This is a genomic window from Hymenobacter sp. BRD128 (genome assembly GCF_013256625.1).
In the GTDB taxonomy this organism is placed as follows: Bacteria; Bacteroidota; Bacteroidia; order Cytophagales; family Hymenobacteraceae; genus Hymenobacter.
Window position 1 is genome coordinate 3,954,767 of sequence record NZ_CP053908.1, and the last position, 21,328, is coordinate 3,976,094.

The following is a 21,328-nucleotide window of genomic DNA, read 5'->3' on the forward strand; positions in this document are numbered from 1 at the left end:
TGCCATGCCCGAGGCCCCCAAATCTATGCTTGCCTATGACTACCTGCTCGTGGGTGGCGGCGCGGCCGGCCTGAGCCTGGCCTACCACCTAGCCCAGGAGCCACGCCTGGCCAACAAGCGCGTGCTGCTCATCGAGCCTGAAGCCAAAAACCGCAACGACCGCACCTGGTCGTTCTGGGCCGATGAGCCCACGCCGTTCGACGCGCTAGCGGTGGGTGAATGGAGGAAAATTGTCTTCCGCAGCCCCGGTTTCGCGCAGATTTTTGACCTGGGCCGGTATCGTTACCGGACCATTCGGGGCTTAGATTTTTACCAATTCGTACAGCAGGCATTGGCGAGCCTGCCAACTCAGTTTACGGTGCTACGGGATGAGGTTTTGACCCTCGAAAATACGCTTGGTGGCGTGCGGGTTCGCACCGTGGCCGGCCAAGAATTCACGGCTAGCTATGCCTTCGATAGCCGCCCACCCGCCATCGAGCCCCGGCCCGATACGTACCGCTACCTGCTGCAGCACTTTGTAGGGTGGGAGATTGAAACCACCCGCGACGTATTCGACCCCGAAGTAGTCGAATTCATGGATTTTCGGAGCGCTCAGCAGCGTGAGGCGCGCTTTATGTACGTGCTGCCCTTCGGCCCGCGCCGCGCGCTGGTCGAGTACACGCTCTTCTCGGCGCGGGTGCTGCCTAAGGCCGAATATGAGACGCAGCTACTTGACTATCTTGCTAATAACCTGGAATTAATTGCTGCTGATTATCGCATCACGGCCGAAGAAACGGGCGCTATTCCAATGACTGACCACCCGCTGCCGGCTAGGGTGGGGGCGCGCATCATCAACCTGGGCACCCGCGCCGGGCGGGCCAAGCCCAGCACGGGCTACGCTTTCCGGCGCATTCAGGCGCAGTCGGCGCGGCTAGCGGCAGCACTGGCGGCTACTGGCCAGCCGCCGGCCGACCTCACTGGCGACCGCTGGCAATTTCGCCTGTTCGACACGCTGTTGCTCGACATTATGCAGCGCCAAGGCGAAATGACCCGTGACATCTTCCGGCAGCTATTTGAGCGCAACCCGGTGGCGCGCATCTTCCGGTTTCTGGACGAAAAAACCAGCTGGACCGATAATCTGCGCGTGATGAGCTCGGTGGCACCTGGGCCGTTTATGCGTTCCATCGCGCACGTGCTGCGCGGCCGGCCAGGGCAGCGCAAAGACTCGGCGGGTTAAAAGGGGTTGCGCATGGTTTTCGGTAGGCTGCTGCCAGCCTCACCTCGCGAAACCCCTTTTAACCCGGCGAAGCCTTGCGCTCTAAGAATTCCCGCTCGGCCCGCACCGCTTCTGCACTGATAGGCACCAGTGGCGGCCGGGGCCGCGACAGATTAAGCAAAAAGCCGGGCATCTCGGCTAGGCTATCCAGGTCGTGGGTGCTGCACAAGATGGTGCGCTTTTCAACAGTTACCCAATCACTTAATAAGGAAAAAACGCGCCGCCGGTGGTATACGTCGAGTTGCTGCGTAGGCTCGTCGAGCAGGTACAGCGGGGCCGCTTGCAGGCTGAGTTGAGCTAGCCACACCAGCTGCTGCTCGCCGCCCGATAGCTGCCGAAAATCCTGGCTAGCCAGGTGGCTGGCGCCCACGGCCGCTAGGGCCGCGTCGGCGCGGGCATAGTCGTGGGCCCCGTAAGTGCTAAATAAGCCGTGGTGGCGGTAGCGGCCCATCACCACCAGCTCGCGCACGGCCAGGCTGAAGTCGAGCGCCCCGCGCTGGGGCAGGTAGCCCAGCCGCCGGGCCAGCGCCGGTGCGCGCAGCGTGCGTAGCTCCTCGGGGCCACTCAGCCGCACCGAGCCCTGGTAGGGCAGCTGCCCCGTGAGCACCCGAAACAGCGTGGTTTTGCCCGCGCCATTGTGCCCCAGCACGGCCACGAAGGTGGGCGCAGCGGGTAGTACTAACGAAAAATCGCGGAGTAGCACCCGGCTGGGGTACCCCGCGATTAAGTTTTCAATGAACAGTGAATAGTGAGCAGTGGACAATTGTGCTTGATTTACAATTGATAACTAATCCCTACTCACTGGTAACTAACCTAGTACTCGTCCTCGTTGAACATGAAGTCCTCCTTAGTCGGATAGTCGGGCCACACCTCTTCGATGTTTTCGTAGGGCTGCCCATCGTCTTCCAGACCTTGCAGGTTTTCAACCACTTCCATCGGGGCGCCCGAGCGGATAGAAAAGTCGATTAGTTCGTCTTTGGTGGCGGGCCAGGGCGCATCTTCCAAGTAGGAAGCAAGTTCAAGAGTCCAGTACATAGTAGAAAATTGGAAAGACGGGAAAAAAGGTTGCTAAATATAAGCTGCTCGGTTGCTACGCAAGCATACTAACGAAGGTTAGCCCGTGATGGGGAGTTGAAAAAGGGCAATCAGCTCCGTTTTCGTTTGAATTTTTCGCTCGAAGGTGCGAATTTTTCCTTGCAATAGCTGCCGGAACTGGTCATTGGCGGGCGAAGAGTTGAGCTTGCCCAGGTTATCCTTGAGCGTAGCCAGCTCCTGGCGGTCGCTCTCAATAAACTTGCGTAGGGCCACCGTGGCGGCCTGGGCGCGCTCGGCGGGGGCTAGCGGGGCCGCTCCTTCGGCCTGGCGCTTGCGTAGGTAGTAGTCCAAAGCACTCATTTCGAATACTTTATCGCAGGCCAGCATGAAGCGCTGCCAGAGCTGGTCGCTCTCGGGGCCGCGCACCGCACCGCTTTGCTTCCACTCGGCTTGCAGGTTTTTGGCCTGGGTCACGCCCTGGTTGGGCGGCAGGGCAATGAGGGCCTCGGCGCGCTTGGCTAGCTCACGCTTGCGCAGCAAGCTTTCCTCGGGCGAGCCGGGCGCGGCGCCGGGGCGCACTTCGGGCGGCCGCTGGGTTTCGATATGCTTTTTGAGTCGCTCGAAAAAATGATTGTTGGCGGCCCGGAATTTCGTCCACAGCTCAGCGGCCTGCTTTTTGGGCAAGGTGCCGTTGACTTCGCGCCAAGCCGTCTGCAACTGCTTGAGCTGGCGCGAGGTAGCCTCAAACTGGTCGGAGTTTTTCAGCGCCTCAGCCTGGTTCACCAGTTCGCGGTAGCGCTCCACGGTGCGGCGGGCCAGCGCCTTGCGGTCGGTCTGGAAGGCTTTGCGGCGGTCAAAGAAGTTCTGCACCGCGCCGTGAAAGCGGGTTTCCAGTTCCTCAGTCAACGCCTTATCCACGGGGCCGGTTTTGAGCCAGGCCTGGCGCAGTTCCTTCACGGTTTCACTGGCCGAAATCCACTCCACGGTATCGCGCAGGGCCTCGGCCTGGGCAATGAGGCTGATTTTGGTGGCCAGGTTCTTTTCGCGGTTGCGGGCCACCGATACGTTGAGCTGCTCCTCGGCCTCCTTGAGGCGGCGGTGCAGGCTCTCGTAGTCGCCGAGGCCGTCGTGCTGCTTGGTTTGCTCCTGCAGGTGCAGCAGCTTCATCAGAAAAGACCCTTGATTATCAGCAGCTTGCAGGCGTTGCAAGAGCTCGTCGATTTTAGTCCGAAAGGCTTCGTATCGCTGGGCGAAGTAGCGCAGCGCATCATCGTCGGTGTCTTTTACCTGGCCGATGCGGCGGGCTGGCTGGCCCAAAACGGGGCGCAGCCACACGCCCCCGTCTTCCACGTAGCCATAGCGGCGAGCTTCCGTGAGCGGGTGGTCGGTGAGTTCCATTGGGGAATGGGAAAGATAGAGTGAGGCAAAAACGTCGGCGAGCGCGGCAGTCGGCCCCGAACGTGATAGGGGAATGAATTACAAGTTTACGCGGAAAATTGGTTGTGAGCGCTTAGCAGGACGTACTTCCGGGCATTAGGTTTCCGAATGAGGCCAGTTCATGCGGGGCTTTAAGCGTTAATCTTGATTTTGAGGCCCCGCAGTCGACTTTTTTTTCGGGCCGACGCGGCCTAGCCAAGCTGCTTTTACACGGTAGCTTTGTGAAATTCCACGCATCCTTCCGCCTATTCTCATGTCCGACCAGCCCACCATTATTTTCAGCATGGCCGGGGTAAGCAAAATTTACCCCCCGCAGAAACAAGTTCTCAAAAATATTTACCTCTCATTTTTTTACGGCGCCAAAATTGGTGTGCTCGGCCTCAACGGCTCGGGTAAGTCGAGCCTCTTGAAAATCATTGCCGGCGTCGATAAGCAGTTTCAGGGTGAGGTGGTGTTTTCGCCCGGCTACTCGGTGGGCTACCTTGAGCAAGAGCCCCAACTCGACCCTAGCAAAACCGTGCGCGACGTGGTAGAGGAAGGCGTGGCCGAAACCGTGGCCTTGCTCAAAGAATACGACGAAATCAACGAAGCCTTCGGAGCTGAAGATGCCGACTTCGACAAGCTGCTCGAGCGACAGGGCACCGTGCAGGAGCGCCTCGACCAGCTCGACGCCTGGAACCTGGACAGCAAGTTGGAGCGCGCCATGGACGCCCTGCGCACCCCGCCCCAAGAAGCCGTCATCGGCAACCTTTCGGGCGGCGAGAAGCGCCGCGTGGCGCTGTGCCGCCTGCTACTGCAAGAGCCCGACGTGCTGCTGCTGGATGAGCCCACCAACCACCTCGACGCCGAAAGCGTGCTGTGGCTGGAGCAGCATTTGCAGCAGTACAAGGGCACTGTTATCGCCGTAACCCACGACCGGTATTTCCTCGACAACGTGGCGGGTTGGATTCTGGAGCTGGACCGGGGCACCGGTATTCCGTGGAAAGGCAATTATAGCTCGTGGCTGGAACAGAAAACCGACCGGCTAGCCAAGGAAGAAAACTCGGAAAGCAAGCGCGCCAAGACTTTGCAGCGTGAGCTGGACTGGGTGCGCATGTCGCCCAAAGCCCGCCAGAGCAAGGGCAAGGCCCGCCTGGCCAACTACGAGAAACTGGCCGGCGAAGAAGCCAAGGACAAAGAGCAGAAGCTGGAGCTGTTTATCCCCGACGGCCCGCGCCTGGGCGCGCAAGTAATTGAGGCGGAGAATCTGCGCAAAGCCTTCGGCGATAAGCTGCTGTTTGAGAACCTGAGCTTCTCGCTGCCGCAGGGCGGTATCGTGGGCATCATCGGGCCCAATGGCGCGGGCAAAACCACGCTCTTCCGCATGATAACCGACCAACTGGCGCCCGACGCGGGTACGTTCGTAGTGGGCCCCACGGTGCAAACGGCCTACATCGACCAGCAGCACGACTCGCTCGATGGCAGCAAGTCGGTGTTTGACACCATCACGGGCGGCACCGAAACCATGCTGCTAGCTGGCCGGCCCGTCAACTCGCGGGCCTACGTCAGCAAGTTCAACTTCGGCGGCGGCGACCAGGAGAAGAAAGTTGGTACCCTCAGCGGGGGCGAAAAGAACCGGGTGCACCTAGCTATGACGCTCAAGCAGGGCGCCAACCTGCTGCTGCTCGACGAGCCGACCAACGACCTGGACGTAAATGCCATCCGGGCCTTGGAAGACGCGCTGGAAAACTTCGCCGGCTGCGCCGTCATCATCAGCCACGACCGCTGGTTTCTGGACCGGCTAGCCACCCACATTCTGGCCTTCGAGGGCGACTCGGAAGTAGTGTGGTTCGAGGGCAACTTCACCGACTACGAGGAAGCCAAGCGCAAGCGCCTCGGCGATGTGGAGCCCAAGCGCGTGCGCTATAAGAAGTTGAACTAATAATTTTAAGGTAAACAAAAAGGCCGTGGTGCAGAATCCTGCGTTACGGCCTTTTTGCTTCATGATAGGCTAGCCACGTTTTTGGCTAGGTAGCCCCAGCGGGTGCAGCTACTTTATGCTATAAGGCGGTTTCCTCCTTCACGTCGTAGCGGTCGAGCATCATCACCTTGTCCCAAACCTTTACAAAGGCTTTGACGAAGCGCTTATGGCCGTCGCGGCCGGCGTACACCTCCGCTACGGCGCGCAGCTGGCTGTTGGAGCCAAATACGAGGTCGGCGCGGGTAGCCATGAAGCCCTTCTTGCCGGCTTCGCGGGGTTCGAGCGAAAAGGTCATGCCCGTGGCATCGGCCTTTTTCCAGTCGTACTCCGTGCTGGTGAGCGTGGTGAAGAAGTCGTTGGTGAGCACGCCCACGCGGTCGGTGAAGATGCCATAGGGCGAGTTGTCGTGGTTGGCGTTCATCGCGCGCAGGCCGCCGGTCAGCGCCACCCACTCGGGAGCGGTGAGGGCCAGCAGCTGCGCCTTGTCGAGAAACATTTCCTCGGGCGTCACGCCCTGCGAGATGTCGCTGAAGCCTTTGTCGAGGTAGTTGCGGAAGCCGTCGGCCACGGGCTTGAGCCAGGTAAACATCTCAATGTCAGTTAGCTCCTGGGTAGTATCGCGGCGGCCCGGCGTAAAGGGCACCTGGGTAGGCACGCCCGCATCGGCGGCAGCCTTTTCGAGCGCCGCGCAGCCACCCAGCACGAGGAGGTCGGCGAGCGATACCTTCTTGCCGCCCGTAGCCGAGCCGTTAAACTTCTCCATGAGCCCGCGCAGGGCGGCCACTACGGGCACCGTGCGGCGATTCACCGCCCAGTCTTTTTGCGGGGCTAGCGCGAGCCGGCCGCCGTTGGCGCCGCCGCGCTTGTCGCTGTGGCGGTGCGTCACGGCCGCCGAGAAGGCGGTGTACACGAGGTCAGAAACCGACACGCCCAAGGCCAGAATATCTTTTTTCAGCGCTGCCACGTCGGCCGCGTCGATGGGGGCGTAATCGGCCAGCGGAATCGGGTCCTGCCACAGCAGGTCGTTCTCGTTGCGCTTTTCGGGGCCGAGGTAGCGCTCGCGCGGGCCCATGTCGCGGTGGGTCAGCTTGTACCAGGCTTTGGAGAAGGCCTGGGTGAAGGCGTCGAAATCGTGCAGAAATTTCTCGCACACTTTCCGATACTCCGGGTCTTCCTTCAGCGCGATGTCGGTCGTCATCATCATCAGCCGGTTCAGCTGGCCGGGAATGTGGGCGTCGGGTGTTTTAGGGGCGCTAGGGTCCACGGGCGTCCATTGCAGCGAGCCGGCCGGGCTTTTCTCCTGCTTCCAATCAAACTTGAATAGATTGGTGAGGTAGTCGTTATCCCACTGCGTGGGGTTGGGCGTCCAGCTACCCTCGATGCCATTGGTCATCGTGTTTTCGGCATTGCCCTTGCCCCGGGGATTGTGCCAGCCCAGGCCCATAGCCTCCATCGGCGCGATTTCGGGGGGCATGCCAATTTCGGTACTTGGCACCATGCCGTGGCTTTTGCCAAAGGCGTGGCCGCCGGCAATGAGGGCCACGGTTTCCTCGTCGTTCATGGCCATGCGCGAGAACGAAATACGAATATCGCGCGCTGCGCCCAGCGGGTCGCCGTTGGCGTAGGGGCCCTCGGGGTTCACGTAAATAAGGGCCTGGTGCGTGGCGCCCAGCGGGTTTTCGAGGTCGTAGTCGGCGTCGCCGTTGTGGCCGCGCCAGCGCTTATCGCGGCTCACCATTTTGTCGGGCGACTCAGCCGTTCGCAAATCGTGTATCACCTCGGGGCCCCAGTAAGTAGCATTGTCGGCCTCCCAGGCATCGTGGCGACCGCCGGCAAAGCCATAGGTCGGAAAGCCCATAATTTCGAGCGCGCAGTTGCCGGTCAGCACAATCAGGTCGGCCCACGAGAGCGAGCTGCCATACTTCTGCTTGATGGGCCACAGCAGGCGGCGCGACTTGTCGGTGTTGCCGTTGTCCCACCAACTGTTGATGGGCGCGAAGCGCTGCAACGCCTCGCCCGCGCCGCCGCGGCCATCGGCAATGCGGTAGGTGCCGGCCGAGTGCCAGGCCATGCGTATCATCTGCGGCCCGTAGTTGCCGTAGTCCGAGGGCCACCAGTCTACCGACGAGGTCAAGAAGCCCTTGATTTCCTGCTTCAGCGCCTCTAAATCAATGGAGTTGAAAGCCTCGGTGTAGCTGAAATCCTCGCCCAGCGGGTTGGCCTGCGGGCTATTCTGGTGCAGCACTTCCACCCGCAGCCGGTTGGGATACCAGTCGGATAGGGTAGGGGGCGTGCCCTCCGCGCCGCCAATGCGGTCGCCGCCGAAGGGGCACTTGCCCCCCATCTCAAAGGTCTTGGTGTCAGTTTTGTCGTGGGTGATATTGAGCATGGGTAAGCTTTTTTAAAATAGTTCAGATAAGCCAAGTAGCTGGTACTGTGCTTCAGTACGCTACTTTAGCGCTCTGTAGAAGGTAAGTTGAATAAGGGGCTGCTGGCTTTGAGCAAGTAGCGCACGGCAAGCCAGCAGCAGTCTAGCAAAAGCGGTGGGCCCAGCCCCGTACACGAAGACTTTTGCATGCTATTCGATAAGGGCTTACAGGCGACCAGCTTAGCGCCAATAGGCACTTCGGCAGTTGGGGTGCGCTCGGCGACCAAATCCAACTGCGCTACTGGGGTCATTGCCTTAAACGACAGCGCAGCTTATCCGGTAATAGTGGTAAGCTTAAGATTTAATTAAATCAGCTACCCGCCTGCGCAGGCAGGCCAGCCGGCCGGTGTAGGCTAGGGCTGCTTTTTGACCACCGAGCTGCTGCCGTCGCGCTCCAGATATACGGTGGCGGTGGCGGCCAGGCAGGCTACGCTACCGTTTTCGTGCAGGCTTTCGCCCAAGGCTTTCTCGCTAAGCAGCGTTAACGTTTTTTACCGTGAGCTGGCTAGGCTACCCAGCCTTCGCGCACGGCGCGGGCGGCCAAGCCCACCAGCGTGCGGGTGCCCGCCTTGTGCAGCAGCGTGCGGCGGTGGCTTTCTACGGTACGCACGCTCAGGAATAAGCGCGAGGCAATCTCCTCGTTGCAGCAGTCGTCTACCACGAGGCGCAGCACTTCTAGTTCGCGGGCGCTGAAGCCACTGGACAGTGCCGGCGGCGTTGGCGGCAATGAGGCTGCTTCGGGTAGTACTTCCAGCCAAGGGGCTAGGGTGGCTACCAGGGCGGGCGGCGGCACGTGCCGGGGCACTCGCAGCCGGGTGCCGGGCCAGCCTGCTAGGTTATCGGCCGACGGTCTTTTGCGCGGCTCAGCCAGCACCAGCAAGCGCTGGCTAGGGCGCACCCGATGCAGGCGCGCGAGCAGTGCGGGCAGTACCAGACCCGGCAGGGCCTCGTCGAGCACCAGCACCCGAAAGGTGCGATGCGCTACCAGGTCGGCTACCTGGGTGGCATCGGCCGTGAGAGTAAGCCGCACCTGGGGCCAGCGCTCACGAAACAAGGCCAGCAACCCTTGTCGAAACAAGGTGGGGGCGGCCGCCACCAGGGCCATAGCAGTAGTCGTCATTGGGCCTGGGCTGGCTGCGGGGCCAGCGCGACTAGGGTAGTGCACATAATGCCAGGCCAGGGCAGCGCCAGGAGGAAAGCCGCGCAACCAGGTGCAGGGCCAGCGGTAGAGGTGTTCATAGCTAAGAAATAAGGAAAAGAATTGTAGCCGGCCGCCAAAAAACTCAGGAACCAAATAAACCAACCAGAAAGTCAGGCACACCAGTGGCACCCCTGAGCGCGGCCTGGGGTAAGGGGCACGGGAGCCGCAAAGGCAGCTACGCGCTACTCACCCGCTAGCGGGAGGGCGGTAAAGCTGGCCGCCGGAGCAGAGCCGCCAGCCTTAGTTTAGCGAAGCACAAACAGCAGGAAAACGCCGGCTTACCGGCTGCAACCACTTGGCTAGCAGCTGCTAGCCGAAAACCGGGGGAAGGTACGCGTTTTTTGGAATACTACAAGTATTCAGTGGCTGACAGATTCTTTTACTAGCCAGGCATGAAGCGGCAGCGAGTCGCCTAAGTCGGCTTCGAGCAGCAGGGCGCGGGTCGGCGGTCCGTCGGCCGGCGTAAGCTCCTCAATGGTAGCCGTCAACGACAAGGGCGGCTGGCCGGGGCGGTGCAGCTGCAAAGCCAGCGCCGTGTGCAGGCCGGCGCTGGCTAGCCAGGTCGGGGCCGGCAAGGCTGGCAGCACCAGTAGGCCCAGGCCCGGCAGCCGCAAGCTGCGGCTCACCACAAATGCAGCGGCAGATGGCAGCACAGCCAGCGGGCGCTACGAGCCCGTTTTCATGATGAAGCCCTTGCGCTTGCCATGCTGCTTGATGCGGGTGCCCGGCAGCAGCTGCATTTCCAGCGTTACGGGTGTGCAGGAGCTATAGGTGAGTTCCTGCGGGGCGTAGCCAGCGGCGCTCACCGCCAGCGTCGGAAAGCTGACTACGGAGGCCGGCAGGGTAAAAAAGCCCTCCTCATTCGTAATGAGAATAATGCTGGTGCCCTTCACAAAAATGCTGGCGCCGGCCAGCGGCTTATCGCCCGCCATTATGCGGCCATTAAATGTGCCGCAGGGGTGAGGTGGGGTGGCGGTGGCCGCCGCGTGGGGTGCCACCTGACTAAGCGCGGGAAGCGTGCCGGCCACCAATAAGCCGAGCAGCAGAGTTGAAAATCGGGTCATATGAGAAGAAAAGCCGGGCCTTGGCCCAAAGCCCAGGTGGGGAAGTAAGAGCAGATACGCAAACCACGCGCAATAGCTCATGGGTGTTTCATAAAATGTGCCGAAGATTTGGGGGCCGGTCTGGCCGGTGGTTGCGGCCAGTGGCGGTACATTCGCGGATGCGCTTTTTTATCCTATTGCGGGCCTGGCTGCTGGGGCTGCTGGTAGTAAATATCAGCGGGCCGCTGGCGGCCCAGCAGCTACCGTGCCTGCTGCTACCCCTGAGCGCCCCCGAGCGGGTACGGGCCGCGGGCCTTATCGTAGAGGCCGAGGTGCGCGATGCCCGCGGCGAATGGGATGCTAGCCACACTCATCTTTTTACGCGCCAGCGGCTGCGCGTATTTCGGGTGCTGAAAGGCGCGCTGGCCGACACCGCCGCCCTGCCGCTGCTGGTAGAGGGCGGCCAGGTAGGCCTGGCCCGGCAGGAACTGACTAACACGCTGCGCCCCTTGCCAGTAGGCCAGCAGGGTATTTTTTTTCTGATGCCGGCCCCGTGGGCGGGGGTGGCGCCGGCCTATGCGGCCTACGCTTCGAGCCAGGGCGTCATCACTTACGACCTGGCCCAGGGCACGGCGGCCGAGCCCGCCCGCGCTTATGTCAGCTGGGCCGAGGCTAGCCAGCAAACGGCGCAGCTCAGCGGCCGGCCGCCGCAGGTGCTGCGCGCCAACCCGCGCCTGCTGGCGGCCGCCAAGCGCGCCGCTAGCCCCAAAGCGGCGGCTACCAACTCGACGCAGCAAGCGCTGGCGCCGGTTGTCACGGCCTTCAGCCCTACCCAGACGAGGGCGGGTACCGGGGCGGTGCTCACCATTCGGGGCAGTGGCTTTGGCAGCAGCCGGGGCAGCGGGGGCGTCGATTTTCGCAATGCCGACGACGGCGGCGCTACCACTACCCGCGCCCTCGACCGCGACTACCTGAGCTGGACCGATACCCAGATTCAGGTGCTGGTGCCCTCGCTGGCCAGCAATGGCCACCCCGCCGGCACTGGCACGGTCGGCGTCACGACCAACGACGGCACTTCGGCTACCTCGGCTGCCGCGCTCACTATCGTGTACGCGCTCAGCAATATTGATAATACCGCCGGCACTTTTGCCGACCGCCCCAACCACATTGCTACCAATACGACGGGCGGGCTTACGTTTCACTTCGGCCCCAATTTTAGCAGCAATGCGGCGGCCGGGCGGCCTGGCAGCGCGGGCTGGCGCAGTGGCGGTGCGCCACGGGCGTCAACTGGGAGCTGGGCACCACGGCCACTACCAATGCCATTGCCTCGGACCAGAACAACGTGGTGGCTTTCGACGATGGCACGCTGCCGGCGCGGGTGCTGGGGCGCACTACGTCTTATTACTTAGGCTGCTATAACGCGCAGGGGCAGGTTGTCTTCTACGTGTCCGAAATCGACCAGCAGTTTGCCACCAGCCTGCCGTTTCAGTTTGGGCCGGGGCTAGCCGGGGCGGGCAGTACGATTTTGAGTCGGTGGCCACGCACGAGCTGGGCCACGCGCAGCAGCTCACGCACCTCATTCGGCCCGGCGCCATCATGCACTACGGTATTGCGGCCGGCGCCAATCTGCGCATCCTCAGCCCGGCTTCCGACGTGGCGGGCGGGCGCCTGGTGCTGCGCACCCGCAGCTTTCGCAACCGGGGCTGCGGCGGGCCGGCGATGCTGCCGGCGCCCCTCACGGCCCTGGCCACTACCGTGGCCGGCGGGGTGCCTGCTTTCACGCTTAGCACCCGCGCCGAGTGCTTCCTAACGGGTTTCGTGCTGGAGCGCAGCGCGGGCCTCGACACCACGGCCGCCAGCGGGGGGTGGCAGGCCGTAGCTACGGCCGGCGCCGGGCTAGCCAGCGGCCAGTACACGCTGGCCGACCCGCGCCCCGCCGCCGGCCTGCACTACTACCGCCTGAGCCTGCGCCGCCCCGATGGCACCACCGACTACGCGGCCCCGCTGCCGCTGCTCACCGATGGCGGCCCCGAGGCGCAGGCATTTCCTAATCCCATCACCGGCGACCAGCTCCAGGTAGTGTACCCGGCCGCGGCCAACGGCAACCTGACGCTGCGCTTCTACGACGAGCTGGGCCGCTACCACCGGGGCCAGCTCGTGGCCGTGCAAACCGGGCTCAACGTGCTCACGCTCAACGTGGCCGGTATGCGCCCCGGTTTCTACATCTTGCGCCTCACCGACGACCAGGGTAGCCGCAGTATTCGGATAGTGAAGCGATAACGTTCTGCTACCAGGCATTTGGCGCTTCAGTAGTGGCTACTATTTGCTGCTTATGCCTGCCCGGCAAAGCGGTACGCGCGCAGCTCCTCGGCGCTGAGGTTGCCATTCAGCCATTCGCCTTCGATGGTGGCGCCGAGCTTTTTGTAGAAGGCAATGGCCGGCTCGTTCCAGTCGAGCACCTGCCACTTCATGCGCTGGGCGCCGGTGCGCTGGGCCTCGGCCACCACGGCATCGAAGAGCAGGCGGCCGTAGCCGCCGCGCCGGGCGGCCTCGGTCACCACCAGGTCTTCCAGAAACATCATCCGGCCCTTCCAAGTCGAGTAAGCGGTATAAAAGAGGGCTAGCCCGATGAGGTCATCGCCATTTTCGAGCACGAAAAAGCCGAAAATCGGCGCCGGCCCGAAGCCGTCGTGGCGCATCATCTCCAGGGTGTTGGTCACGGCATCGGGCGCGCGCTCGTAGGCAGCTAGTTCCTGAATGAGGGCGAGCACGCGGGGCAAATCGGCTTCCTGGCCGCGGCGGAGGGTAGGGGAGGTAGTCATAGAAAGGTATGCAAAAGCCTGTGCCAATAAGCTGGCGAACAACTTATTGGCACAGGCCATCACGCACTACTGAAGGGCGTTTAAATCTGTAAAAGCAAGTAATGCCGCGGGTTACATCTGCGGCTGCATCTTCTTGATGTCCTCCACTGCGTTGGGGGCCGTGAGCTCGCGCATGGGGCTGTTGGCGGCGGGAGCGGGGGCCTTCTTGCCGCCGGTAGTGTCCACGGCGGCCGGAATGGGCGGCAGGGTGGTGGTGGCTACGTCGTCTTCGGTCGAAGTGGGGTTGCCGTCGGGCGAGCTGCAAGCGGCCAGGGTCAGCGTGAGGGCCGCTGAGGCTAGCAGCGCGGGCAGGAAACGTTTCATCATCATGAGATAAGCCGGATTTTAGGCCGCAAGTTACGGCGCGATGGCCCGAATGTTGGGCAGCGCCGGCAGCGAATACGCGGATAGCTGCCACAGCCACCACCCTAGCCAGGCCGCGCGGGCCGTCCAGGCCAGCGTGCGCAGCCAGTTGGTACGCCGCAGGCCGTCGAGGGCAATGTAGTTGTAGCCCCCGGTTTCGAGCCGATTGTGAAACGGCACGGCAATGAAAAACGTGGCTAGCCACACCAGCACTACCAGCGCCAACTGCCCCAGCGCCCGGCCGGCGCCCCAGGCCGGGTAGGCCGCCCAGGCTAGCCAGCCGGCCAGGGCCAGCTCCAGCACCATAGGCGCGCCCACCGCCCAGCCCATGCCCCGCGTGTGGGCGGCGTGGTAGCGGGCAAACTCGGCCTTGCCCACCAGCGCCAGTGCTGGGTACGTGACCAGCTGCACCACCCAGATAACGCCGGTGAGATAAGCCGCCAGGGTAAAATTGAGCAGGAGCAGGTGGGTAAGGGTCATGCGGGAAGCAGCAGCGGTGCAACCGTCCTACGCAAAGTGCCGACCGTTAGCTACTATGGCTGGGGCAACACTACTATTGTGGCGCTTCTGGCTAGGCTCTTTCCTTTTTTTGCAAATGAACAAAAATCTGTTGGCGCTGCCGCTGCTGGCCGCCCTGGCTACGGCCTGTAATTCATCCTCTACGTCTTCGGCTAGCGCGGGCAAGCAGCCCGACTTGCTGCGCGCCGCCCTCGACACCACCGTGGCGCCGGGCGACGACTTTTTCAGCTACGCCAACGGCACCTGGATTAAAAACCACCCGATTCCGGCCTCCGAAAGCAATTCGGGCATCGGCATTGAGGTGCAGAAGGAAGTGTACGCCCGCTTGCGCGCAACCAGTGTGGAAGCTGCTAAGGCCAACGCCGCCGCGGGTAGCAACCAGCAGAAAATTGGCGACTTCTGGGCCATAGGTATCGATTCGGTGAAGGCTAACCAGCTGGGCTACACACCCATCAAGCCGGAGCTAGACCGCATCGCAGCCATCAAAACGACGGCCGATGTGCCGGGCGTAGTGGCCCACGAAATCCAGCTGGGGGTGCGCGCCCTCATTGGCCCGCGCGTGAGCCAGGACGAGAAGAACAGCGACAAGATGGCGCTGTACCTGCACCAGAGTGGCCTGGGCTTGCCCAACCGCGATTACTACTTCAACTCTGACAACCGCACCAAGGGCATCCGCCGGGCCTACGTGCGCCACGTGGCCAGCATGTTTAAGCTGCTGGGCCAGGACTCGACCACGGCCAACGCCAGCGCCGCCAAGGTGATGGCGCTGGAAACTGGCCTAGCCAAGTCGTCGCGCAAGCTCGCCGACTTGCGCGACCCTTACAAGAACTACAACAAGATGACCCTAGCCCAGCTCGACAAGCTGACGCCGGGCATCGACTGGAAGTCGTGGTTTGGCCAGCTCGGCGCCACCAGCGTTGATACCGTGATTGTGGGGCAGCCCGAGTTTTACCAGACCGTGGGCCAACTCCTGAAAACCAAGTCGGTGGACGACTGGAAGGCTTACCTCACCTGGCAGTTGGCCCGCGAATATGCGCCGACCCTTAGCCAGCCTTTCGTGGAGGAGAACTTTAAGTTCTACGGCACACAGCTGCGCGGCGCCAAGGCCATGCGCCCCCGCTGGAAGCGCGTGCTCGACATGGAGGAAGACGCCCTGGGCGATGCCTTGGGTCAGCTCTTCGTGAAAGAGTACTTCAAGCCCGAGGCCAAGGCCCGCTACGATACCTTGGTGAAGAACGTGATGTCGTCGTTCTCGCAGCACATCCAGAACGTGGACTGGATGAGCGCGCCCACCAAAGTAGTCGCTCAAAGCAAGCTCAAGGCCATCATGCCCAAGGTAGGCTACCCCACCAAGTGGAAGGATTACTCGAATCTGAAAATCGACCGCAGCTCCTTGGCCGCCAACGTAATGCGCGCCAACCAGTGGCAGTACAATTACCAGCTGGGCAAGCTCGGCAAGCCCGTGGACCGCACCGAGTGGGGCATGACGCCCCAGACCTACAACGCCTACTATAACCCCAGCAACAACGAGATTGTGCTGCCCGCCGCGGCCTTCGCCATCCCGACGCTGCTCGATGCTGATGCCGACGACGCGCTGGTGTATGGCTACGCCGGGGCCAGCACCATCGGCCACGAGCTGACCCACGGCTTCGACGACCAGGGCAGCCAGTACGACGCCCACGGCAACCTGCACGAGTGGTGGAGCAAGGCCGACCGCCAGCGCTTCAACCAACGCGTGAACGTGATTGTGCGGCAGTTCAACCACTACACCTTGCTCGATTCGATGCACATCAACGGCAAGGCCACGGCCGGCGAAAATATTGCTGACCTCGGCGGCATCGTCATCGGCCTCGACGCCTTCAAAAAAACCAAGGAGTACAAAGAGGGCAAGAAAGTGGCCGGCCTCACGCCGGTGCAGCGCTACTTTCTGGGCTACGCGCTAGGGTGGCAGATGCACGTGCGCGACGAGGCCCTGGCCTCGCAGCTGCTCACCGACGTGCACTCGCCGGCTCAGTACCGCGTGAATGGCCCGATGGCCGACGTGCCCGCCTTCTACGATGCCTTTGGGGTGAAGCCCGGCCAGAAGCTATATATTCCCGACTCGGCGCGGGTGAAGATTTGGTGAGCTAAGGCTTGATTAGCTGCTGGGTATGGCAGTTTGGGGCGAGCTTACGTAAGAGCGGGCAAAATCTTGATTCTGCCCGCTCTTATGGCTCCTGCCGTGCCGCTCACCTCTGCCGATAAGCTCCACGAACTGCTCGCGCACCGCGACTTTCGGGGCCTGAAAACGCTGCTGCCCACTCTGGCCGCGCCCGACCTGGCCCACCTCATCGCCCACCGGCCAGTAGGCGAGCTGCTGATTGTGTTCCGGTTGCTGCCGCTGCCCCAGGCCACGCGGGTGTTTGAGTACCTCACGCCCTCGGCCCAAAACCAGCTGCTGGGCCAGCTAGCCCCCGAGCAGCTCACGGCCATGCTCAACCACATGGCCCCCGACGACCGCACCAACCTCTTCGAGCGCCTGCCGCCCGAGTTTGTGCGCGCGCAGGTCGAGCGGCTAGCCCCCGAGCAGCGCCGCATCACGCTCGAGCTGCTGGGCTTCCCGCACGACAGTGTGGGCCGCCTCATGACGCCCGACTATATTGCCCTGCGCGAAGATTGGAGCATGGCTGAAGTCTTCGACTTCATTCGCCGCCACGGCGCCAGCGCCGAAACGGTGACGATGCTGTATGTGGTTGACGACAAAGGCGTTTTGCTGGATGATATTCACATTCGCGATTTTCTGATGGCGCCTGCCACGGCGCACGTGCGCGACATCATGGACCGGCGCTTTGTGTGCCTCAGCGCCCAGCAAAGCCAGGAAAAGGCCCTGGCCGACTTCCGCCGCCACCAGCGCATCGCGCTGCCCGTCACCGACGCCCACGGCGTGCTGCTGGGCATCGTCACGCTCGATGACATCCTGGCCCTGCGCGAGCGCGAAGACACCGAGGACATGCAAAAGCTCGGCGGCTCCGAGGCTCTCGACGAGCCGTATTTGCAGATTCCGCTGCTGAAAATGGTGCAGAAGCGCGCCGGCTGGCTGGTGGTGCTCTTCCTGGGCGAGATGTTTACGGCCACCGCAATGGGCTTTTTCGAGGGCGAAATTGAAAAGGCCGTAGTGCTGGCCCTGTTCGTGCCACTGGTTATCAGCTCGGGCGGCAATGCGGGTTCGCAGGCTACTTCTTTGATAATAAGGGCCATGAGCCTGGGCGAAGTGACGGTGGGCCGCTGGTGGCAGGTGATGCGCCGCGAGCTGCTGGCGGGCTTGTCGCTAGGCGTCATTCTGGGCATTGTGGGCACCATTCGCATTGCGCTGTGGCAGGGCCTGCACCTGCGCGACTACGGCCCGCACTGGGTGCCGCTGGCGCTGGCGGTGGGCTTTGCGCTGGTGGGCATCGTGCTGTGGGGCTCACTGGCGGGCTCCATGCTGCCGCTGCTACTCAAGAAGGTAGGCTTCGACCCGGCCACCTCGTCGGCCCCTTTCGTGGCGACGCTCGTGGATGTAACGGGGCTGGTTATCTACTTCACCGTAGCCTATGCCTTCTTGCACGGCACACTTTTGTAAGTAGGGTAGCCAGCCTAGGATTAGGCAATTATCTTACGCTTTTCCGGCTCTGGCCTACCTTTGCGGAGCGTATTGCCTGCGGCCATTATTTTCCTTGTTTGATGACTTTTTATACTTTGCGGGCGCTGGCAGTGGCTGGCCTGCTGGCCCTGGCTGGCACAGTCTACGGCCAGGGTGCCGTCACGCCGCCTTCGTCGGCTACGCCGGGCAAGCAGCCGGCGGCCGCTTCGGCCCAGCAGCCCATCCACGTTGATGAAGGCAAGCCCAACGACTACCACGGCTGGAGCCTGCACTTTCAGCAGACGATTATCCGGCAGTGGCACGCCAATTTTACGGCGCCCTACTCCGACAGCCTGAGTCTGCGGCCCCGCGAAAGTGCCGCCACCTCACTCACTACTACGCTTTACCTGGGCCGGCAGCTCTGGAAAAACGCGGTTGTGATTCTCAACCCCGAGGTGTCGGGCGGCAGTGGCCTGAGCAGCGCTTCGGGCCTGGGCGGCGCCCTCAACGGCGAAACCTTCCGGGTAGGCTCGCCCGAGCCGGTGCTTTACCTGGCGCGCCTGTATTTGCAGCAGCGCTTTGCAATTGGCTCAGAAATGGTGGACGATGAAGACGACCTCAACCAGGTGGGCGGCCCGCGCCCGGTGCGCTACTTCAGCGTCACGGCCGGTAAGCTGTGCTTGGCCGATTATTTTGACCAGAATAGCTACTCGCACGACCCGCGCACCCAGTTTATGAACTGGACGCTGATGAGCGCCGGCGCCTGGGACTACCCGGCCAACACCCGCGGCTACACCGTAGGCGGCGTGCTCGAATACATCACGCCCAGCTTTGCGGTGCGCGCCGCCTCCACCCTGATGCCTACCTACGCCAACGGCCCGCTACTCGACTACGACTACGCCAAAGCCCACGGCGAAACCGTGGAAATCACCAAAACCTATAACCTGCGCGGCCACCAGGGCACGGTGCGCGTGCTGGGCTTCCACAACGTGGCGGCCATGGGCAACTACTACCAGGCCATTGCCGCGCCCACCGTCAATGGCCACCCCAGCATCATCAGCGTGCGCGGGCCTAGCCACGGCAAAACCGGCTTTGCCATCAACGTAGAGCAGGAGCTGGGCCACGAGCTGGGCGCTTTTGGCCGCCTGAGCTACAACGATGGCAAAAACGAAACCTGGGCCTTCACGGAGGTAGACCAGAGCGTGAGCCTGGGCCTGGTAAGCACCGGCGCGCGCTGGCACCGCGCCACCGACCGCCTGGGCCTGGCCGCCGTGGTCAACGGCCTCTCGCCCGGCCACCGCGACTACCTGGCCGCCGGCGGCTACGGCTTTATGCTCGGCGATGGCACCCTCAACTACGCCCCCGAGCTCATTACGGAGCTGTACTACAGCATCGACTTTCCCAAGTATCACGCCGCCATCACGCCCGATTATCAGTTTGCCGTAAACCCCGGCTACAACCGCGACCGCAAGGGGCCTATTCACGTGGTGGCGCTGCGGCTGCACGTTGAGTTTTAGGGAGTAGAGCTACCTTTATACTGCCTACCAAAAACGTCCGGCTATGGAGCCTATTACGCAGTTTTCGCAGCTCGACCTTACTAAAACGTATACCTACGCCGATTATCTGACGTGGAAATTTGACGAGTTTGTCGAACTCATCAAGGGCGAGGTGATGCGGCCGATGGCGGGGCCTAGCCGGCGGCACCAGGAGTACTCTACTAACTTGCTGAGGCAGATTTTACCGGTTATGGCTGGTAGTTCTTGCCGTGTTTACCACGCCCCTTTTGACGTGCGCCTGACCACGGGCGGAGCTAATGGCGACCAGCAAATTAGGACGGTGGTACAGCCGGATATTTGCGTAGTCTGCGACCTAGCCAAACTCGACGACCGGGGCTGCCTGGGCGCTCCCGATTGGATTATCGAAATCGTGTCGCCCGGCAATACCACTCGCGATACGCGCATCAAGTATGACCTCTACGAGGAAAGCGGCGTGCTGGAATACTGGATTGTGTATCCTGGCGTGAAGACAGTAGCCGCCTTTACGCTGGTGGCCGGCCAGTATAAGCTGACCGCCGAGTATACCGAGCCGGGCCCAATTCCGGTGGCTACGCTGCCGGGGCTAGCGCTGGAATGGGCCGGGATTTTTACTGAAGATTAAGCTGGCTAGCTCGGCCTATATTTGCAACTCCCTGACCGGCAAGGTGTCCTTGCCGGTCAGGGAGTTGCTGTTTGATGAAGAAAATAGTATTGGCGCTGGCCCTGCTGGCCGCGCTGCCGTTGCGCCTGTGGGCGTGGGGTATGGATGGCCACCGCGCCATCGGCATCATTGCCGCGCACCACCTCTCCGAAAAGGCGTGCCGCCAAGTAGCCGCCTTGCTGGGTACCCAGACCCTAGCGCTCGTGAGCACCCAGCCCGACGAGATGCGCTACCTGCCCGAGTATAAGGAAACCGCGCCCTGGCACTACGTAAATACGGCCATGGGCCTCGACCACGACCAGTACCTGGCCGCCCTGAAAGGCCAGGCTAACCCCAACGCCTACAACGTGTTGGTAGCCAAAATCAAGGAGATGAAAGACCCCGCCAAAACCCGCGAGCAGCGGGCTGAGGCGCTCATCTTCGTGGTGCACATTGTGGGCGATGTGCACCAGCCCATGCACACCGGCCGCGCCGAAGACAAGGGCGGCAACGACATTAAGCTGACTTACCGGGGCAAGGATACCAACCTGCACAGCCTCTGGGACAGCGGCCTGCTCGACTACCAGGGCCTCACCTATACCGAGCTGGGCCAGCAGTACAGCGTGCTGCCCGAGGCCCAGCGCAAGCAGTGGCAAGCCACCGCCGACCCTGGCGAGTGGCTCTGGGAGTCGTACCAGGAGTCGGGCAAGCTCTACGCCGAGGCCGCCCAAAAACCCGACCCCGACTACCGCTACTACCCCGCCCACGCCGACCTAATGAAGCAGCGCATTCAGCAGGCCGGCGTGCGGCTGGCCGCTGTGCTCAACGAGGCGTTTAAGTAATAGCAGCGCGGACTTTGTCGTCCGCGCCCGACTTGCGGCACCTGCGGGCTGTAAAATCTGCGCCACCTGAGCAAGCCCCGCTGCCCTACCTCCAGCGCAACGGGGCTTGCTCATACACAAAAGATTCAGGCTGAATGGCTAGCCGCTTGAATAGCTTGCGAAATAAACGGTCAAAGTTACGGTAAGCTTACCCCGAGGGGCAAACTGTGGGACAGTGGCAAACTTTTTTTAATCCTTTAAAAACGGCCTAAGCGCCTAGCGCAGCGCAGAAAACGCGAACCGAGAAAAGCTGCTAAAAGGTTTTTTGTTAAACATAGCCTTGCGCTCAAAACAAGAATGGGTAATTTTGCACTGTGAACGCAAGCAACCGCCAGTGGATGAAGCAGGAAACGGCTACCCAAGCCGTGCTGCGGAAAGCCCGGCCGGCTGCCGCCGTTTGCCATTCGTCCTGCGATTCGTTTTTTGCTTCGTTCTTTCAGTTGCCGCCCTATCTGTATGAGGCGGTTTTTTTATGCCCGGCCGGTACCCGTGCCAGCGTGCGCGTCACCCACGCCCGCAAAAACGTTGACCGGGCAAAATGCGATAATATCACCTAAATATTTGACTGC

20 protein-coding genes are annotated in these 21,328 nt (G+C 62.0%); 9 read left to right on the forward strand and 11 right to left on the reverse strand.

The annotated features are described in order from the left end of the window. Positions 1 to 4: 4 nt before the first annotated feature. A complete protein-coding gene (locus GKZ68_RS17560; protein WP_173117067.1) occupies positions 5 to 1,216 on the forward strand; it encodes a lycopene cyclase family protein in 1,212 nt (403 codons plus the stop codon). 58 nt (positions 1,217 to 1,274) lie between these two features. On the opposite strand, the gene GKZ68_RS17565 is transcribed toward GKZ68_RS17560, so the two are convergent. The 3 genes from GKZ68_RS17565 to GKZ68_RS17575 form a co-directional block, all read right to left on the reverse strand. Then, positions 1,275 to 1,958, reverse strand: coding sequence for an ABC transporter ATP-binding protein (locus GKZ68_RS17565; protein ID WP_254244056.1), 684 nt, complete (start codon positions 1,956 to 1,958; stop codon positions 1,275 to 1,277). A 110-nt stretch (positions 1,959 to 2,068) separates the two neighbouring features. Beyond that, positions 2,069 to 2,290, reverse strand: a complete 222-nt coding sequence (locus GKZ68_RS17570; RefSeq protein ID WP_068339058.1) for a DUF2795 domain-containing protein — start codon at positions 2,288 to 2,290, stop codon at positions 2,069 to 2,071. A gap of 78 nt (positions 2,291 to 2,368) precedes the next feature. Then, a complete protein-coding gene (locus GKZ68_RS17575; RefSeq protein WP_173117069.1) occupies positions 2,369 to 3,688 on the reverse strand; it encodes a DUF349 domain-containing protein in 1,320 nt (439 codons plus the stop codon). A gap of 292 nt (positions 3,689 to 3,980) precedes the next feature. On the opposite strand from GKZ68_RS17575, the gene ettA reads away from it, so the two are divergent. After that, on the forward strand, positions 3,981 to 5,648 hold the full coding sequence (gene ettA, locus GKZ68_RS17580) for an energy-dependent translational throttle protein EttA (RefSeq protein ID WP_173117071.1): 1,668 nt from the start codon (positions 3,981 to 3,983) through the stop codon (positions 5,646 to 5,648). A gap of 118 nt (positions 5,649 to 5,766) precedes the next feature. Here the strand turns inward: ettA and katG are convergent, their stop codons facing one another. The 5 genes from katG to GKZ68_RS17600 all read right to left on the reverse strand — a co-directional run bounded on the left by katG (position 5,767) and on the right by GKZ68_RS17600 (position 10,380). Further along, positions 5,767 to 8,076, reverse strand: coding sequence for a catalase/peroxidase HPI (gene katG / locus GKZ68_RS17585; protein ID WP_173117073.1), 2,310 nt, complete (start codon positions 8,074 to 8,076; stop codon positions 5,767 to 5,769). 544 nt (positions 8,077 to 8,620) lie between these two features. Then, positions 8,621 to 9,235 carry a response regulator transcription factor gene (locus GKZ68_RS17590; protein WP_173117075.1) on the reverse strand — a complete coding sequence of 205 codons (615 nt, stop codon included), beginning with the start codon at positions 9,233 to 9,235 and terminating at the stop codon, positions 8,621 to 8,623. Next, complete coding sequence (locus tag GKZ68_RS22430; RefSeq protein ID WP_302051997.1) at positions 9,232 to 9,354, reverse strand: hypothetical protein; 123 nt, start codon at positions 9,352 to 9,354, stop codon at positions 9,232 to 9,234. The genes GKZ68_RS17590 and GKZ68_RS22430 overlap by 4 nt, the downstream gene beginning before the upstream one ends. Positions 9,355 to 9,675: 321 nt before the next feature. Continuing rightward, entirely contained in the window at positions 9,676 to 9,969 is a 294-nt protein-coding gene (locus GKZ68_RS17595) for a hypothetical protein (protein WP_173117077.1), read from the reverse strand. A gap of 12 nt (positions 9,970 to 9,981) precedes the next feature. Further along, a complete protein-coding gene (locus GKZ68_RS17600; protein WP_173117079.1) occupies positions 9,982 to 10,380 on the reverse strand; it encodes a carboxypeptidase-like regulatory domain-containing protein in 399 nt (132 codons plus the stop codon). A gap of 158 nt (positions 10,381 to 10,538) precedes the next feature. Between GKZ68_RS17600 and GKZ68_RS17605 the strand changes: the two genes are divergently transcribed. Both GKZ68_RS17605 and GKZ68_RS17610 read left to right on the forward strand, forming a co-directional pair. Further along, a complete protein-coding gene (locus GKZ68_RS17605) occupies positions 10,539 to 11,768 on the forward strand; it encodes an IPT/TIG domain-containing protein (protein ID WP_173117081.1) in 1,230 nt (409 codons plus the stop codon). Between the two features lie 124 nt (positions 11,769 to 11,892). After that, entirely contained in the window at positions 11,893 to 12,639 is a 747-nt protein-coding gene (locus GKZ68_RS17610; RefSeq protein ID WP_173117083.1) for a T9SS type A sorting domain-containing protein, read from the forward strand. Positions 12,640 to 12,689: 50 nt separating this feature from the next. Here the strand turns inward: GKZ68_RS17610 and GKZ68_RS17615 are convergent, their stop codons facing one another. The 3 genes from GKZ68_RS17615 to GKZ68_RS17625 all read right to left on the reverse strand — a co-directional run bounded on the left by GKZ68_RS17615 (position 12,690) and on the right by GKZ68_RS17625 (position 14,063). Beyond that, complete coding sequence (locus tag GKZ68_RS17615; protein WP_173117085.1) at positions 12,690 to 13,181, reverse strand: GNAT family N-acetyltransferase; 492 nt, start codon at positions 13,179 to 13,181, stop codon at positions 12,690 to 12,692. 111 nt (positions 13,182 to 13,292) lie between these two features. Beyond that, positions 13,293 to 13,550: a hypothetical protein gene (locus tag GKZ68_RS17620; RefSeq protein WP_173117087.1), complete on the reverse strand. Its 258-nt coding sequence runs from the start codon at positions 13,548 to 13,550 to the stop codon at positions 13,293 to 13,295. Positions 13,551 to 13,577: 27 nt separating this feature from the next. After that, positions 13,578 to 14,063, reverse strand: a complete 486-nt coding sequence (locus GKZ68_RS17625; protein WP_217275270.1) for a hypothetical protein — start codon at positions 14,061 to 14,063, stop codon at positions 13,578 to 13,580. Positions 14,064 to 14,178: 115 nt separating this feature from the next. On the opposite strand from GKZ68_RS17625, the gene GKZ68_RS17630 reads away from it, so the two are divergent. From GKZ68_RS17630 to GKZ68_RS17650, 5 genes are all read left to right on the forward strand, one after another. Next, positions 14,179 to 16,227, forward strand: a complete 2,049-nt coding sequence (locus GKZ68_RS17630; protein WP_173117089.1) for a M13 family metallopeptidase — start codon at positions 14,179 to 14,181, stop codon at positions 16,225 to 16,227. An 84-nt stretch (positions 16,228 to 16,311) separates the two neighbouring features. Beyond that, entirely contained in the window at positions 16,312 to 17,703 is a 1,392-nt protein-coding gene (mgtE, locus tag GKZ68_RS17635; RefSeq protein ID WP_173117091.1) for a magnesium transporter, read from the forward strand. 101 nt (positions 17,704 to 17,804) lie between these two features. Beyond that, positions 17,805 to 19,220: a carbohydrate porin gene (locus GKZ68_RS17640; protein WP_173117093.1), complete on the forward strand. Its 1,416-nt coding sequence runs from the start codon at positions 17,805 to 17,807 to the stop codon at positions 19,218 to 19,220. 43 nt (positions 19,221 to 19,263) lie between these two features. Next, positions 19,264 to 19,860, forward strand: a complete 597-nt coding sequence (locus tag GKZ68_RS17645) for a Uma2 family endonuclease (protein ID WP_173117095.1) — start codon at positions 19,264 to 19,266, stop codon at positions 19,858 to 19,860. A gap of 74 nt (positions 19,861 to 19,934) precedes the next feature. Next, positions 19,935 to 20,720, forward strand: coding sequence for a S1/P1 nuclease (locus GKZ68_RS17650; RefSeq protein ID WP_173117097.1), 786 nt, complete (start codon positions 19,935 to 19,937; stop codon positions 20,718 to 20,720). The last annotated feature ends 608 nt before the right edge of the window (positions 20,721 to 21,328 follow it).